General features: G+C 51.8%; 12 protein-coding genes. All 12 read right to left on the bottom strand.

Annotated elements, in window-relative coordinates; all coding sequences use genetic code 11:
- Positions 1-6: 6 nt before the first annotated feature.
- Complete coding sequence (locus tag NG99_RS02410; protein ID WP_052130523.1) at positions 7-1,080, bottom strand: hypothetical protein; 1,074 nt, start codon at positions 1,078-1,080, stop codon at positions 7-9.
- 41 nt (positions 1,081-1,121) lie between these two features.
- Positions 1,122-1,382, bottom strand: a complete 261-nt coding sequence (locus NG99_RS27875) for a PAAR domain-containing protein (protein ID WP_072017510.1) — start codon at positions 1,380-1,382, stop codon at positions 1,122-1,124.
- A 203-nt stretch (positions 1,383-1,585) separates the two neighbouring features.
- On the bottom strand, positions 1,586-2,725 hold the full coding sequence (locus tag NG99_RS02405; RefSeq protein ID WP_052130522.1) for a T6SS immunity protein Tli4 family protein: 1,140 nt from the start codon (positions 2,723-2,725) through the stop codon (positions 1,586-1,588).
- Positions 2,715-2,894, bottom strand: a complete 180-nt coding sequence (locus tag NG99_RS29840; protein ID WP_052130521.1) for a hypothetical protein — start codon at positions 2,892-2,894, stop codon at positions 2,715-2,717. The genes NG99_RS02405 and NG99_RS29840 overlap by 11 nt, the downstream gene beginning before the upstream one ends.
- Before the next feature lie 292 nt (positions 2,895-3,186).
- Positions 3,187-4,359, bottom strand: coding sequence for an esterase/lipase family protein (locus NG99_RS02400; protein WP_052130519.1), 1,173 nt, complete (start codon positions 4,357-4,359; stop codon positions 3,187-3,189).
- A gap of 3 nt (positions 4,360-4,362) precedes the next feature.
- A complete protein-coding gene (locus NG99_RS02395; RefSeq protein WP_034888042.1) occupies positions 4,363-6,864 on the bottom strand; it encodes a type VI secretion system Vgr family protein in 2,502 nt (833 codons plus the stop codon).
- Between the two features lie 669 nt (positions 6,865-7,533).
- Positions 7,534-8,175, bottom strand: a complete 642-nt coding sequence (locus NG99_RS02385) for a hypothetical protein (RefSeq protein WP_034888040.1) — start codon at positions 8,173-8,175, stop codon at positions 7,534-7,536.
- A 12-nt stretch (positions 8,176-8,187) separates the two neighbouring features.
- The gene (gene tssH / locus NG99_RS02380) at positions 8,188-10,839 is read right to left on the bottom strand and encodes a type VI secretion system ATPase TssH (RefSeq protein ID WP_034888037.1); all 2,652 of its coding nucleotides are present in this window, start codon (positions 10,837-10,839) and stop codon (positions 8,188-8,190) included.
- Positions 10,840-11,018: 179 nt separating this feature from the next.
- Positions 11,019-11,510, bottom strand: a complete 492-nt coding sequence (gene hcp, locus NG99_RS02375; RefSeq protein ID WP_034888035.1) for a type VI secretion system effector Hcp — start codon at positions 11,508-11,510, stop codon at positions 11,019-11,021.
- 15 nt (positions 11,511-11,525) lie between these two features.
- Complete coding sequence (locus NG99_RS02370; protein WP_084110359.1) at positions 11,526-13,241, bottom strand: OmpA family protein; 1,716 nt, start codon at positions 13,239-13,241, stop codon at positions 11,526-11,528.
- 3 nt (positions 13,242-13,244) lie between these two features.
- On the bottom strand, positions 13,245-13,898 hold the full coding sequence (tssL, locus tag NG99_RS02365) for a type VI secretion system protein TssL, short form (protein ID WP_034888033.1): 654 nt from the start codon (positions 13,896-13,898) through the stop codon (positions 13,245-13,247).
- Positions 13,895-15,232: a type VI secretion system baseplate subunit TssK gene (tssK, locus tag NG99_RS02360; RefSeq protein WP_034888031.1), complete on the bottom strand. Its 1,338-nt coding sequence runs from the start codon at positions 15,230-15,232 to the stop codon at positions 13,895-13,897. Before tssK ends, tssL begins: the two co-directional genes overlap by 4 nt.
- Between the last annotated feature and the right edge of the window lie 49 nt (positions 15,233-15,281).

Raw genomic sequence — 15,281 nt, 5'->3', positions numbered from 1 at the left:
CCGTTGTCATAAAAAAAGCTCCCGGACAATAAGACAAAGTAAATACCTGCTTTCCTCGTTTCGAAGAATAAGTAATTGAACTTCCCCAGTGTTCTTTGCTGCGTCAACCAAAAGGGAAACCGACAGCGGAAACATTAGCGGACCGGGCGGACCGAATGAGTGGTCCAGGGAAATCAGAGGACGTTTGTCAGGCAAAGCCCAAGACTTTTCCAGAAGGTGCTTTACTAACTTCTCCCGTTCATCATCCATACCCGAGACCCAGACATAACGAATCGACTCACTCTTCAATCGATTATATTCAGATAACATATCCAATGCCCCGAACAATGAGTCAGAAGAAAGACATCTCCCTACTGCGGAGATGATGGGGAGAGTATATTGGCTAACGAAATGGTCAGAAGCGATTAATTGCGCGGTGATAAATTCGCTGTACTTTTCTGTATGCCTGCTGTCCCAGCCCTGCAAAAAAATCAGCAGGACCAAACCACTCAGTTCATTTTCATCATTAGCACAAAATAATTCTACTTTATCCGAATATTTCGGATACAGGTCCCATTGTTTATAAACTTCCTGACCTATCATTTCTTTTTGATATTTCCCTGAAAACTGAATAAAAATTTCACTGAGATAATGACGATAGCCAGGACATTGCTTTTCTGTTTCTTGGTCAATAAATTCCAATCGATTAATCAGTCCCGGTAAATCAATAAAAAGAGGTCTTGCTTTTGCAGGATATGCAGGGATATCTGCAAGGTTTCCGAGCAATGCCCCTATGCCATTCTCCTCTGGGCTCAGTACGACATTACTCACCACAATCTGTTGTTTTCTGCTCCAGCGCTGCCAGTGACGTTTGGTTATCTCTGTTTCTTCATTCCATAGCAGAGCCGCATTAACAGAGTGCTCATAGCGAGAAAATGCCAGACCAAAAAATAACAACCAGAGTAATATTGCTGGCAACATACCATACAGCAAAGCTTGATCGTAACTTGTCACTTTCCCCAGAAAAAGCGCAAGCAATGTTCCTACCTGAGACATAATCAGCAAAATTATTATCCAGCGCTTATAGTCCGGCTTAGACATTACCGCCTTTGCGGGAATTTTTGGAATAGGCCATAGCATAATCAGGACTCGATAGCGCTGTCAGTTTGGGAACTGATAACTCTGCAACCACATTCACATAAACAACGATCAACCACAACGGACACACCATTCTCATAGGCTGTAGGGTCCCCCTCAACAATTCGATTGGTGCCGTGTTCAGGGCAAGACACCAGGTCGCCAACCAGTGCCACCTGGATGCCATTAATAAATATAGTAGAGGTGGCAGAAATAATTTTACCACCATGCGTAGTGGCATCTCCCAGACAAGCCAGTGCTGACATAATGTTTACCTTTTTAATTAAGAAGTTTAAAAAATAGTTAATTAGTAAAGTATTTAGGTAGACGTCACTCCAGGAACAACGATTATAATTTATAAAAAACCCATAAACTTACAATTAAAATAAAACCCCTTCCACAGACAATTTCGACAGCAGCAAAAAATTATTTTCTGAAAATAATATACTGTACTACAAAAAATCTACTATCAGAGTGTTCCCGGCCGCATCCGTACAGTTTGGGTGATGGTATCCCACATAGCCATCAATTCATCCTGATTGTAGCCTGTGAAAGGGATATCTGAATTCCCTTCATTTGTTAAAATTGCGTTAAAGTAAGGAGTCTTGTTACTACCCTGCGTTTCATTAATAAAAAGATTAAATATATAAACCGGGTTGACACTGCCCCACTTAGGCCCTGACGCCAGCATTTCTTCCGCCTTCATGTTATTTATTTCACGACGACCTTTCCTGATAATTTTCGCATCAACCTCGGACAATATTTTAGTTATTTCATCAGCCCTATCCAGTAAACTAATTTCCTCCCGAGTGGAATTATCAGTATCGATAACAAAGTTAATCCCTAGCAGGTTTTCACTGGAAAATACGAATGCGATATCTTCCTCTTCGCGCCATGATGTCTGCGCCGCGATAAATGCATTAGCGATACAGCTCCCTGCCCCACGAGGGATTTCATCCTCCTCCCGCCCTCTTAAACGAGAGAGCAAATTGCTGAGTTTATCAAGATCACCAGGAATATAATTTGTTTCACTTCCTCGTCTTTCACGATCCTTTTTATATCGAGGAGCCAGATCGTTAATGCTTTCTTTTTGAATTTTCATTGCCACACCTTCAGAATAAATATAGGCCTCTAACGTCCTTATCGCGTCATCCGCACTGATACCCAGATTCCTTTCAAAAATAACGCCATTCATTCCCGCCGGCAGCGGCCAAATTTTTTTTAGAAACGGCATGTTGGCCGGATTGTCAGTTCGTGTTTTCGACAGCTCTTTTTCACGCCGTTTAAGCATCTGTTCAAAAGCCGGATAGTACATGCGTTTGCTGGTAATATAGGTATTATAAGACCGTTCTGGCCACTTGACATTGGCAATCCACTGGTTTTTATCCAGCGGTTCAGCCCCCGTCGATAGCGTAAAAGAGGTAGGCAGGTCAACCAGATAACGACCAACACAGTGGGTCTTCATCTCTTTTAATAGGGCTTTCACATGTATTTCCTCTACTGATGATAGTTTACTCTGTGGCGGATAAGAACGGGTAAAATACCAGCCGGTTATAATAACAATAATTAACAGCACTACCAGCATTAGCGGTTTATATTTACTCAGCATATGCCAGCTCTGTTTTTTTAATTTTTTGTGTGATTTTTATAATTGACCACAGGGTGAACCAGCGGGAATCTATACTCCCGTCATCGAGTTCTTTATAAGCCCCTTCATGGTCGACGCGTAATTCGGTTTGAGTCTGGACATAGGGGGAGTTAATGACTGCTGCACGCACCGGTACCGTTCCATCTCCCGCATCCTGCGGTGGCGAGAGGGTAAACTCTTTTAAAATGGTTTCTCCATCAGGAGGAACAAAACCGGCAATTCTGACTGTCTGGTTGTAACGCTGCGGTGGATAAAAAATGCCCCCTTTCTCAGTCGCTGGCTGACTTTCTGGCCCCCGAAAACTTTTATAGCTAGTATCTTTCCAACGCAGAGTGGCATAGGAAAGACATTTTTTTTCGTTATTTCCATAAAATACATATGTGCAGGAATGATAATGGCCGTGTAATTCTTCAATAACAGGCTTAACTTTGCTTTGCTTTGCTTTGCTTTGCTTTGCTTTGCACTAGAAAATCATAATCTTTCCAGTCCTTGTCCAATTGTATTTTATCCATTATTTTATTGTCCGGATTAATAAACCGCTCTTCACACAACCCCCACCAGGCCGAACGCTCAAGATAAATATCGGTATAGGGATCGGCTTCTTTTGGCAGCGCCTGCTGCATACCCTCAATTTGCAGCCAGCCACTGCCATAACGCTTACCCGGCAACAACTGCAGAGGCCCCGGCGACTGAGTCATTACTGCAGTCATCTCCGCACCGTTTGCCCCAATCACCTTACCGATCGTACCAGCCTCACCCGTTTTCATGCGTTTATAAGCAATAGGTGCCCCCAGAACCGGCATTACGCCGTGAACAATCCCCAATATTCGGTCTCTCCCGCCCAATTTTTCTGAATAATAGCGGGCTACCAGGCCGCCCATGGAGTGAGTTACCAGAATGACTTTTTCGCAACTGAAACCGGCAGTCTTGTAATCAAGGACTATCTTTTCAACCTGCTCATTCAGTCTCACTGCGGAATCCTCGTTCGACTGCAGCCAGTTGTAGCCCACCGCATGTACCGGAAACAGATACTTATAGCTCAGCGAAACCTCATCAGCTGCCAGCGTCAACTCCTTAACAGCGCTGTTAGTAATGCCAGCTATTAATTTTTCCCTGAGCGTTTGTTTACCGTTACCCGAAGTGCGATGACTTATCAGCGACTGATGATCGTTCAGTGCATCCTGCAGCCAGGGCAAAAAGGTGCCGTAACTCATTGCTGCCACTTCTCCCCAGCCACGGGAAGCTCGTGACTTAAACATGACACGTTCATGGGCACTTTCTGCAACAACCTCCCCTCCGGGATCAACCTCTGTATTCAATGGATTGAGCAGTTTCTTTCTTTTATCTGGCCCTTTAAAAGCCCAATTTAGCATCGACGCCTTATCGTTAACCGTCCAGACAGGCGCTTTTTTATCATCCGATCTCAGATTACTTCCCATCACACCCGGTAGAAAAATAACGGGTATAACCCGGTCTGGCATTTTATAGATAAGGGCTCTGGCATTTTCTTCAATAGAGGCAGTTACTGCCTGATAATGTGGCTGAGGGCCATCGGTATAGATGGGAGGGAGAATATTGGGATTTTGTTTACTCATGCACTATTCCTTGTTATGCACAATAAAATTAACAACATCAGCATTTGGACTCTTATGCAGGGCCGTTTCACCTGCTACGGTGGTTAGCAACTGGTTTTTCCCCTCAACGCTAAAAGCTTCTACCTGCAGCCCTACCGCTGGTGCATTATCAAAAGGCCAAAGTACCTCTGGGGTTAGGCCGTATTCAGCTTTATCCCACTTCTGTGCCATCTCGCTAGCGCTTTGTCCGTTAAATTTCTGCCATACTGCTGCCCGCTGTATTACCTTATCCGGGGCTCCGCTCTCTACCTCGCCATTACCTATCCGTAAATAAGCACCGCCGCTACCCACCAGTAAAATATCCTGCTCGGCGCGGATGATTACCTTCCCTTCGCTGCTACTGATACGCACATCTTTTAGCGCTTCCAGCGACATCTCATCTCCCTGTGCCTGAATATCCACTTTGCCCTTCGCCGCGAAAAACTTCATTCCCATTTTTTGCGCAAACAGGCTGACAACCTCTCCCGCGGCTACCGTAAAGGCTTTAAGCACGCTAAAGTCAGTATTTTTACCACTGGTTGACATGAGGTTTTCCCCCGCAGACAGTTGCAAACTTTTAGCCGTCGTTTGCGCAATACCTGCAGGGGCTGTGAATATCAACGCGGACTGATTAAGTGCGGTGAGCGCATCACTGAGTAGTATCTTTTGCGTTTGCAAATCCGCCAATTCTGCTTTTGCTGTCTCAGCTGCGCTATACAATGACTCAGTTAAACGCTGCGCTTGCTGAAGCTGGCAAAGGGCTTCATCCATCGCCAGCATCTGTCCCTGCGCCTGGGGTTGACCATCAGCACTGATAAACACGCCTTTCCCACCGCGAATGCTCACCCAGTCATCAGTACGCAGTTCGGCCCCTTCACCGCGAAGTTCACGAGCGCTGTTGACGTTATGCCCTAAATTCAGCTGCGTTTTACCGCCATACTCGGTGCTGAGCTTGATATGCTCCTCACCGCGCTTATCTTCCATTCGCAGCTTATTCAGACCGGCGGTTCGCATGACGTTGCGCGTGCTGTTCTTCTCAGTGACGTGGTCAACGTGACGGGAGTCATGCAGGGCGTGGGCAATGTACGGCCTGTCCGGGTCGCCTTCGTGGAAGGCAATCGCTACCTCGGTGCCCTGGATCAGCGGGAAGTGAAAACCGTATTTATCACCACCATAGGGTTTAGCCAGCCGTACCGGCATACTCTCCCGCCCCTGGCTTTTATTATCCCGGTCAGCATCAAATTTCACCCGGTACAGGCCCGATTCATCCTGCCAGGCATAGATATCGTTATCTTTGGCGCTGGTGACCCGCGCCGTCAGGGTGCCGCTGACCACCGGTCGCGGTTTGGCTGGCGGACGCCAGCAGCGGATTTCGCTATAGGGCATCGCAGACCACGTAACCCGTAGCGCATTCTTGCGGCTGGCGCTGTAGCCGGTACGTAAAATAACCAGCCCGTTCCCGACGATCTCGGGTAGCGTTGCCGGTATCGCCAGTTCAGTGATGGTCAGCACCTGTGCCGGGCTCAGGGTCACGTCGGTACTGCTGCCGGTTATCGTCGTCTGGCTGGAAAGATAGCGTTCGTGCTCCAGGCGCGCCCAGAAGTTTCCAGTCTCCGCCGCCGGGTCAATCTTGTCGCCGCTTTCCAGATGACGCGGACGATAGTGGTACACTTCACCGTAGGTCACGCCGTCACCCTCGCCACGGGTCATATCCGCCGCAGCGGACGTCAGGACCTTTTGCGCTTCACGATGGTTGTAATCGCTGGCCGTCACCGAGCTTTCCACCACATTGTGGTGGACGGTCACATTCCAGACGGATTCAACACCGTTATCATTGGTGCCGGAGGGGCTGCTCAGCGGGAGCGTTTTACCAAACTGCCAGGCACTCTGCCGGTCAGCAAAATGCACGACTTCCGTTTGCGTATCCGGCTGTAGGGTAAAAAAGTAGAAAATCCCCACTTCCGCCAGCAGACGCTCAATAAAGTCCAGGTCACTTTCCTGATACTGGTTAATCTGCTCGCGTTTCGGGTATTCCGCTTTCAGGGCGAATTCATATTCCCAGTCTTTAAGGCTGTGCTCATCAAGGATCTGCGCTACCACCTCGGGCACCGATTTGTTAACAAAAAAGCGGTGCGATCGAAACTGCTTGTTCAGCAATGCGAGGAAAGGTTCGATAATAATTTCGTACTGGACCTGGTCGCGGGAACCGTTAAGGCGTCGGAAACTCGTTACTACTCCGTGTACGACTTTCCCCGGCAGCCGGTTGAAGAGTTCCCCCCTCTCCATACTCAAGGTGACAGGTTTACTCAGCATCATTTCAGCGGTGAGATCCGGGTGAGGGCTGGTGAAGCGGATAGTGTAATGGTAGAGAACACTCATCTGCTCCAGGCCTTCAAAACTCTCCACATCCAGCGGATAAGGACAGGAAGGCATGTTGAGACTGTAGCGATTAAGCGTGGTTCCCGTCATCTCAAATATCTTTTCCATGTTTATAATTTCCTTTTCCATAAGTAATAATATAAAGCAAGACAACTCTAGTTTTCATTAATATTTCTGGCTAATGATAATGATCCTGCTCATTGTATATATATGTCAGAGCGAACTTATAAAGGCCATAACCAACAAAGAACCCTAAAACACCTATGCATCCCCAAAAAAAATCATAAGGCTTGCTCGGGAAAAATAATTTACAAACAGAGTAAACCGTACTAATAAGACCTAGCGTCATTCCTGTTCCAGCTACAAGTTGAGAAATAATTAAAAGGAAAAATTTTTTTCATACTCATTCTGCACCTCAATTGTAATCATTCCATTTTCCCGACATATGGAAATGCAAAGCGATACATAAAAACCAATAGCGATTAGCAAAATGCCCCGCCCTGCAATAAAGCCGATAATGCTATCTTCCAATGAAGACGTAAAGAAGATACGCCAGACTTACTCGATATCACTCATCATAAATGTATGAATATGCGAAGCGATACATCAGATAGCCAACAAAGAATTGCAATATCGCCAGAAAGGCCCAGAAGTATTTATACTCATCGACAGAGAAAAAAAGGAACCAAATAATAAACGCGATAGCTGAAGCTCCTAACCCCATCCCAATCCCGCGAACAAGTCTGGATATCATTATCAGGAAAATTATTTTTATTTTCATATGCCACCGAAAAAAAACTCACAAATTTTATCAAATTCTGCGGGATTTCTGTCACCAACATCACAGGCCAGTTCAAAAGGTTTCACAATATCTTCAACAAGGAAATAGAGCAGATCCAGATCCCCCAATATCATCAGCTTATAATGCAATACCGGGTTTCTGCCTTTGAGGTATCTGGATGTATAAATAGCTCTGGATGTTTCAGCCCCTAAGGAGAGCAGTAGCCCAACCGAACTTCCGGCGAAAAAAGCAGATACGCCTCGGGAGGTTAGGGTTTCGCCAAGTTTAAAACCTGTAAATTCAGTAAAGATCATCTTACCGACTAACGCGCCAGAAATATTTTTCACTACGGGCGCCGTCCTTTCTGAATTGACAAGAGCGACAAAATTATTGAGCGATACACTAATAACCTGTTCAATAGCACCGCGATTAAAAGCACCATTCTTAACCAGTCGGGCCAGACGGTGTTTATCCTCCAGGTTCTCCCGTCGATGCTCAGTATCCATAAAGTCATATCCCAGATAGCCGAGGCTAACCGGGAATGAAATAAATCCCTTCGCCACTGCCTTCAGCAATCCAGTACTCTCGACATTAATGGCTTCCAGCATGTCTCTGGCCATTTCTTTCGCACTGTCCACAATGGTAATCCTTTAGTCAATCGCCCTCGGGCCGCCAAATTCCAGCATGATGCCTTCTTCCTCATTCCAGCCCAGCATCAGAGCGGCGGTGGGGTGCTGCCTGGCTTTGCGCTGCAAAAGTTGCTGACTCAGCACCGGCAGGATCTGCTGGTTGAGCAGGCTGTCGACATTACGCGCGCCGGTATCCGGCAGCAGGCAGGCGGCGGTCAGCGCATCGTACAGAGGTTCCGCAATGCGGGTGGTCAGGCCGTAATGGCGGTTAAGGCGTTTACTCACCTGCGCAAGTTTCATTTCCACGATGGTGCGCATCGCCGCTTCTGCCAGCGGCCGATAAATCACGGTCTGGAAACGGGCCAGCAGCGCAGGCTGGAAGTGATCGCGCAGGACTGGACGCAGCAGCTCCTGCAAATCGGCCTCACTGGCCTCTGGCTGTTCATCCAGCCACTGCATCAGCCGATCGCTGCCAAGGTTGGACGTCATCAGAATGACGGTGTTGCGGAAATCGATTTCACGGCCCTCACCATCACGCATAAAGCCGCGGTCAAACACCTGATAGAACAGGTTCATCACGTCGCGATGGGCCTTTTCCACTTCGTCCAGCAGAATAATGCTGTACGGGCGTTGGCGTACCGCCTCGGTGAGAACACCGCCCTGCCCGTAACCCACGTAGCCAGGCGGCGAGCCTTTTAACTGGGAGACGGTGTGCGGTTCCTGATATTCAGACAGGTTGATCGTGATAAGGGATTTTTCACCGCCGTACAGCACATCGGCAAGCGCCAGCGCAGTTTCGGTTTTACCCACGCCGCTTGGGCCAGTCAGCAGGAACACGCCCTGTGGACCGTTCTCGGAAGTAAGGCCGGTTTTGGCAGCGCGAAGACGCTGCGCGATGGCATTGAGCGAAGCAGGCTGGCCGACCACGCGTTTTTCCAGCTGATTTTCCAGACTCAGCAGTTCGCTCTGCTCATCTTTTATTAATGAAGAGAGCGGCACGCCGGTCCAGTCGGCAATCACATTGGCCACGGTGCGAAAATCAACATCCTGCGACAGTAGCGGCGTATTGCCCCGCAGTGCGAATAGCTGATTGTGGAGATTGGAAATGTCGGTCTGACGGTTGATATCCTGACGCACTTCCAGCAGCTGCTCTGTCAGGCTCAGCTCGCGGCCATACTGGCTTTCCAGCTCATCAAGTTCCACTACCAGGGCGATCTGCTGCTGTTCAATCGCCGTCAGACGCCGATCGTTTGTCTTGTTGCCGAACGCGGCGTCCTCCAGTAACGCCTGTTTTTCGATATCGAGAGCAGTAAGCAGCGTGCGATACCGGGTCAGCGCTTCCGGCACGGTATCGAGGCTCATGCGCACGCGGGCGCTCGCGGTATCAAGTAGATCGACCGCTTTGTCCGGCAGCTGACGTCCGGTCAGATAGCGACGCGAAAGGGTAACGGCTGCACGTACCGCATCATCGGTGATATGTACGCCGTGATGTTCTGCATAACGGGATTTCAGCCCCCTGAGCATCAGGCAGGCGGTATCATCATCCGGCTCGTCCACTTTCACCATCTGGAAACGGCGTTCCAGCGCGGCGTCACGTTCAAAATACTGCTTGTACTCGCTCCAGGTGGTGGCGGCGATGGTGCGCAGTTCGCCACGAGCCAGCGCCGGTTTCAGCAGGTTGGCCGCATCCGCGCCACCGGCCTGGTTGCCGGCGCCGATGATGGTGTGAGCCTCATCGATAAACAGCAGCACTGGGTTCGGCGACTGTTGCACCGCGTCAATTACGTTTTTTAATCGCTGTTCAAACTCTCCCTTCACGCCAGCCCCGGCCTGTAACAGCCCCAGATCCAGGGCCCGCAGGCTAACCGGTTTGAGACTCTCCGGGACATTCCCTTCGGCAATGCGCAACGCCAGCCCCTCCACCAGCGCGGTTTTGCCCACGCCAGGCTCCCCGACCAGAATCGGGTTATTTTTACGGCGGCGGGAGAGAATATCCACCATCTGGCGGATTTCGCTATCGCGCCCGAATACCGGGTCGATTTTGCCCTCCTTCGCTTTTGCCGTAACGTCGAGCGTAAATTTATCCAGTGCGTTTTGCAGCGCCGGGGAGAGTTCGCCCTCTTTGATTTCTGCATCAACCGGCCGACCGAAAAACTCCACGTTGCCGCCGCCGATATGCGCCAGTTCCTCCTGCTGTTGGACCTCAGAACGTTCGTCAGACTGCGCATCCAGCAGCGGGCGCAGACGCTCAAGCTGGCTCTGGCCGGAGATCAGCAATGGCCACAAGCCATCACAGCGCAGCAATTCTGGCATTTCAATCATCGCCGCCAGCAGATGAACGCTGCGGATTTGCCCGCTGCCTTCGAGAGAGGCAGACATCCATGCCTGCTTCAGCAGAGCGTCAGTAGCCTTTGACAACTGCGGGCGGCTGCGTAACGAGCGCGGCAGTTTCTCCAGGCAGTCCAGTAAACTCTGCCACAGGGAATCCATGTCCCACTCATAACGCCGCGCCAGAACCGTCAGGTCACCTTCACCCTGCTCCAGCAGTTTGAGCAACCAGTGCTCAGGTGTAATTTCAGCGTGGGCGCGGGTCTGGCAAAGACTGGCGGCACTCTCCAGCGCACGGGCGCAATAGGGATTAAGACGACGTAACAGCACCGCTGAATTTTCCATTTCATACTCTCTTTTCTATTTCCGCGATTAACAGCCAGAGACGCTACCGCCCATCACTGTTTACCAAAGCGCATAAGGTCAGGTTTTCACATTGTGTTTAACTACGTTTTTTGGCTGAGTGCCCGCCATGCAGACACTCAGCCAAAAAAAGCGGACAGAAAATCTGCCCGCTCAATAAATTACGCCGTAGCGCGTTCGTTCCAGGAGTCGGAGTGGATGATGTTGCCGTCTTTGTAAGTCCAGGTGATTTTTTCGTAACGCAGTTCGAGCCGCTCCAGATGATTGTGCCTCTCATAAGCCGGATTTTTGACGTCATGCATCAGCGGGTTCACCTTCACCACTTTCACGTTTTCCAGCCGGGTGTTGAAATATTCCACTTCCTGCCCCGCGTCGTTGATTTTGTACCATTTGAACTCGGCGGATTTCAGCGTCTGACCGGTAGTCACCGCTTTGTACAGATACGGACTGGAAGAGTCGATTTCCTTGGTGAACTCAAACGGCGTGTGGATACGGGTACCGGTCAGCTTGCCGGTATTGTTGTCGGTTGGGATGTACAGGTTGTGTTCCTGTGCTACCACTTCGATGCTACCTTCACGATCCTTAACATCCACGGACCCTTTAATGTCTGCGCCGCCGTCGTCTTTCAGCCAAAGATAAACAGGAATTGCCATGATTTACTTCTCCATTTATTGAGTTAATGCGTCACTTACATCCGGTGACGCTGCTTTTGTATCGGGTAACTGACAGGCATCGGCCTGCGGTACCAGACTGATTTCAACACGACGGTTAAGCGCTCGCCCTTCCGGGGTGTTGTTGGTTGCCACAGGGCGGCCAGCGCCATAGCCCTGTACGGCAAAACAGCTTTCCGGCACATCGCCGGTATCACGCATCCAGTTACGCACCGATCCGGCGCGTTGCTGGGACAGCGTCTGATTCAGTTGCGCTCTGCCGGTGTTATCGGTATGACCCGACACCACGATCAGCCAACCCGGTCTGGCCCTGATACCGACCAGAGAATTGACCAGCACTCTGGTCGAGCCGGGTTTCAGCTCAGACTGGCCCGAATCGAACAGCGACAGGCTGTCGAGATGAACAGTGCTGGGGCCCTGCACGATTTGTTGGATAACCGGCGTCGGCGGCGCAGGCGGAGCCCAGTCGCTGACAGCCGCTTCAACGGGGCCCAGCAGACGCAGCCCCTGGTACAGGCCCATGCGATAACGCAGCGGTTCGCCACGGCGCTGCCAGTCATCAAGCAGACGACCGTCAGCGCGCAGATGCTGCTGCGCCTGCACTTTCGGTAACGGAGGTTCACCACTGAGGCGATGGTAAAGCGTCAGATGATCGGCCACGCTGCGGATAAGACGCTGGTTATGGATAAAAGACGCCAGCATCGCCAGTACGAGGAAGATGGCGGCCAGTAAGCCTGCATAACGCCAGAACGCCATCCGTCGGCTGATCCCCCTGCAATGCGGCAGGCCTGAAAGCAGCAGTTCCGGCAGAGGAAGCGCATCTGGCGGATCAACCCTGTCCGGCGACAGTGCCGTAATGCCGGAGATATGCTGTTGCCAAAGACTGTCAGCCCATCCACTAAGCGGTACCATGCAAAAGCCCTGCGCGCAGGGTCTTAACGCAGCGAGTTCTCCCTGCCGTTCCGTCAGCAGGCTGTCTACCGCATTTCCCTGCCAACTCAGCAGGCTGTCGAGCCACAGTGCCTGACTCAGGCGGGTAAAACGCCCGCTGGCGCCGCTTTCGTTAATCCAGTCAGCGAGCGGCAGATTTCCCTGCCCGGGTTGGTGAACCTGTATACCAGCCCGGTTATTGACGACGGTAAACCAGACGGGATTTTCACCGGCACAGGCCCCCGGCGGTGAAACCCAGGTCACGGTCCATATCGGCGGCAAGCCGTTGAACCAGGGGCGGCACTGCGCCACGGCACGCTGCCAGCCCCGCAGTTCCTGAGTGAAATCATCCGTGGAGTAATGACGCTCAGGCAGGATCGTTAACAACACGGAAATCTGTGAGACCAGCGCCGGACGCACGATACTCAGGTGCTGCGCCAGCAAAGGAAGCTGCTCGGCATCTTTTACCTGGAGATACCAGCCCTGTCGGGTTTCACGGTGTTGAGTGCCAGCCGTAAAAAGGGCCGCGCTGTCCCCGCAGGTAAGAATGAACGCGCCCTGAAAATCTTCCGGCGGCAAACTGTCATCGGTGATTTCCCGGACAGCATCGTGACGGGTACGCGATGTACCCCACTGTCGCCACAACGTTACCCCGCAGATCAGAATCACCAGCAGACTGAGTGCCACCCGACTGCCAACAGAAAGCGGCCAGAATCCCAGTATCAACCACAGGGCAAGAAAACCCGTCAGCGCGCTCAGCAGGACCCGGTAAACATCACGCATCGCTTACCCCAGCCTGATTGTCTGGTTCACCATTTCGGTGAGCGAAGAGGAGAGGAAAAACCAGAGTGCGGCCAGCACCGCTACGCCGACAATCCAGGAGAGCCAGTACAGGCGACGGCCGCTGCGCAGTGGTGAAGGTCTGGCGACGATCGGCGCATCCTGTACGAGAGTGAAAGGAGGTACACGCTCGCCCAGTTTGCGAACCACATCCTCCCGGCGCTCGTCATCCCCGGCGCGGTACTGCCCGACGAAGCCCAGCTGTACCGTACGATAAAAGCAGGTCAGCACGGCGGTGTCCGGCGCCGTTTCTTTCAATATGGTACGGATGCGCTGCCATAACTCTTCACCGGCATTCAGGGTGCCAAAAAAGTGTGCCTGCAGCGGGTCCCGACGCCAGGTCAGATAACCATCATCGGACGCGCCGCGGTTGAGTACGCTTTCATCCAGCAGGGCGCAGAGGGCATAGACCATGTGATCCCGGTGGGTGTCGCTGTAACCGGCCTCGGTCAACGCGATACGGGCACTTTCCACCAGACGACAGGCCTGACGATAGAGGGTGTTACCCTCCCGGACTTCCTGTCCGCCACGCAGCTGGCTGACCATCAGCCATCCGGGGTAGAAAATGCGTTCTATCTGGCTAAGATCGGAGGTATTCATGTACGTAGCACCGCATAAAGTTCCAGTTTTACCTCCCCCAGCGACCGTGGGGTGTAGAAGGTACAGCTACCGGTTTCCAACATCGACTGGGCCGCCGCACTGCTCAGGTCCAGCGCAAAATAGAGGTTTTCAAGGCGTAGCGGGATAGCCGCCGGGACATGGCTCAGCGGTTTAATCACCATGCCGCTCAGGGCTACGTTGACCACCTCAGAGACATCATCAAAACTGCCCGCCTTACAAAGCTGCGGAAATTTCATCTGCAGTTCATGGTTCGGCATTGAGGAACGTACGGAGAGGTAGAAATCCGCGCCTTCACGCAGGCGCGCATCGTGCAGCGATCCTTTCCAGATCTGATCGTCACTCTCCAGCTGGATAGCGATCACCCGGGACGGCAGGCTGGCTTCGAGCAGCTTATCAAGCAGCGTCAATAATGGCGGGAATACCTGCTCCGGGGCGTCATGTCGGTAAGGAGGAATGTCGCCAGCATTCTGCTCCAGTGAGAAAGTCAGCAGGCTGCCAGCCAGACGGGCCAGCTCCCGGTAAAGCAACTCGGGATGGCGGGTGGGCGTCTGCAGGAGCTCCGCCAGTACCGGTTCAGCGCCGTTCAGCGCATTCAGCAGCCAGAACAGGGAAACATCCGCTACAGCAAAATCCGCCATTCGTTCGTTGCTTTCACGCCGCATCGCCATCAGGCGCTGACGCCGTGCCTGAAGCCGTTTCAGCATGTCCCCCAGTCCGGCGGTCAACTGCTGGCTCGCGGACAGAGACAGCAAAGGCGGAATGAAGGTGAGATCGCGGCTCCACTGCCCCTGGCCATTGCGAACGAGGCGCGTTACCGGGCAGGTTAGCCAGGCGGTATTTTCCTGTGAAGAGAGGCGAAGCGTCATAGCATAGCGGAGAACAGCCAGCTCGCTGCTCTCGCTCCCGGCCAGCTCCTGCACCTCTACCCGCTCAGCTTTCCAGCGCCGCGGACGTTCACTGTCACGACTATCGTCAAGATTGCCGCCGTTGGCGCTCAGTAACGGCAGGGCCAGTACCACCTCCACAGCATCCTGACTTTTTGCGGCGGACAGGTCACAGACCGGCGGCAGATTGTCCGACAGATCGGTATTCACCAGCGTGCCATCAGGAAAGCGAACCACCAGGCGGGTTGCATTGAGGCGGGACAGGGCCAGTCCGGCATCGTCGAACTCTGCGGCGATGACGCCCCATGGCTGAGCCAGCCCCATTCGTGCCACGGTATCGGTGACATGCGCGTCCCACTGTGCCTGTTGCTGGAACTGTTGTGGGGCCAAAAAGGCCCCGTCTTCCCATAACGGGCGATAAATCTTCATCGGCTTCCTGCCTTATTGTCGGGATTCAGGCTTTCGCTTTCGGCATCTG

Origin of the sequence: Erwinia typographi, assembly GCF_000773975.1 — a bacterium.
Classification (GTDB): Bacteria; Pseudomonadota; Gammaproteobacteria; order Enterobacterales; family Enterobacteriaceae; genus Erwinia; species Erwinia typographi.
Note: the sequence above shows the minus strand (reverse complement) of the source record. Positions and strands in the feature narration are given on the sequence as shown.

What these genes read in the sequence shown, in the direction of transcription:
- tssL (WP_034888033.1), bottom strand. Translation starts at nt 13,898, where the DNA reads ATGAATACCTCCGATCTTAGCCAGATAGAACGCATTTTCTACCCCGGA.
- hcp (WP_034888035.1), bottom strand. Translation starts at nt 11,510, where the DNA reads ATGGCAATTCCTGTTTATCTTTGGCTGAAAGACGACGGCGGCGCAGAC.
- NG99_RS27875 (WP_072017510.1), bottom strand. Translation starts at nt 1,382, where the DNA reads ATGTCAGCACTGGCTTGTCTGGGAGATGCCACTACGCATGGTGGTAAA.
- NG99_RS02410 (WP_052130523.1), bottom strand. Translation starts at nt 1,080, where the DNA reads ATGTCTAAGCCGGACTATAAGCGCTGGATAATAATTTTGCTGATTATG.
- NG99_RS02400 (WP_052130519.1), bottom strand. Translation starts at nt 4,359, where the DNA reads ATGAGTAAACAAAATCCCAATATTCTCCCTCCCATCTATACCGATGGC.
- NG99_RS02395 (WP_034888042.1), bottom strand. Translation starts at nt 6,864, where the DNA reads ATGGAAAAGATATTTGAGATGACGGGAACCACGCTTAATCGCTACAGT.
- NG99_RS02370 (WP_084110359.1), bottom strand. Translation starts at nt 13,241, where the DNA reads ATGCGTGATGTTTACCGGGTCCTGCTGAGCGCGCTGACGGGTTTTCTT.
- tssK (WP_034888031.1), bottom strand. Translation starts at nt 15,232, where the DNA reads ATGAAGATTTATCGCCCGTTATGGGAAGACGGGGCCTTTTTGGCCCCA.
- tssH (WP_034888037.1), bottom strand. Translation starts at nt 10,839, where the DNA reads ATGGAAAATTCAGCGGTGCTGTTACGTCGTCTTAATCCCTATTGCGCC.
- NG99_RS02405 (WP_052130522.1), bottom strand. Translation starts at nt 2,725, where the DNA reads ATGCTGAGTAAATATAAACCGCTAATGCTGGTAGTGCTGTTAATTATT.